Annotated in this window: 2 protein-coding genes; both read right to left on the bottom strand. The window is 66.6% G+C overall.

Annotation, left to right across the window (positions count from 1 at the left end):
- Positions 1 to 259: HigA family addiction module antitoxin (locus FQ705_RS32545; protein WP_144148951.1), on the bottom strand; the 259-nt coding region annotated here is incomplete at its 3' end.
- Between the two features lie 18 nt (positions 260 to 277).
- Positions 278 to 479 (bottom strand): type II toxin-antitoxin system RelE/ParE family toxin (locus FQ705_RS32550; RefSeq protein ID WP_222105688.1); only part of this gene is annotated, 202 nt, incomplete at its 5' end.

A 479-nucleotide genomic window follows, 5' to 3' on the forward strand; every position in this document is an offset into this window, starting at 1 on the left:
TCTTGATGTCGTAGTCGGCCTGCAGGGCCAGCCAGAACTCCGGCGTGGTGCCGAAGTAGCGTGACAGGCGGTAGGCCGTGTCGGCGGTGATGCCGCGCCGCTCGTTGACGATCTCGTGCATGCGGGTGGCCGGCACCATCAGCGCCAGCGACAGCGCGTTGACGCTGAGCGCGAGCGGCACCAGGAACTCCTCGCGCAGGATTTCGCCGGGGTGGATGGCGGGCATCGCGTTGACGGGCTTCACACTCTTGGCATTCATGCGGACCTCGCGGCTGAATCAGTGGTAATCGACGATCTCGACGAGCTCGAGCCCCCGGCTGCTCCAGACGAAACAAAGGCGCCAGCGCTCGTTGATCCGGATGCTGTATTGCCCCGCGCGATCGCCGAACAGGCCTTCGAGCTGGTTGCCGGGCGGCACGACCAGGTCGCGCAGTGCCTGGGCCGCATCGAGCATGGCCAGCTTGCGCCGGGCCACTTGT

The organism is Paraburkholderia sp. BCC1884 (assembly GCF_900996225.1).
Lineage (GTDB): Bacteria > Pseudomonadota > Gammaproteobacteria > Burkholderiales > Burkholderiaceae > Paraburkholderia.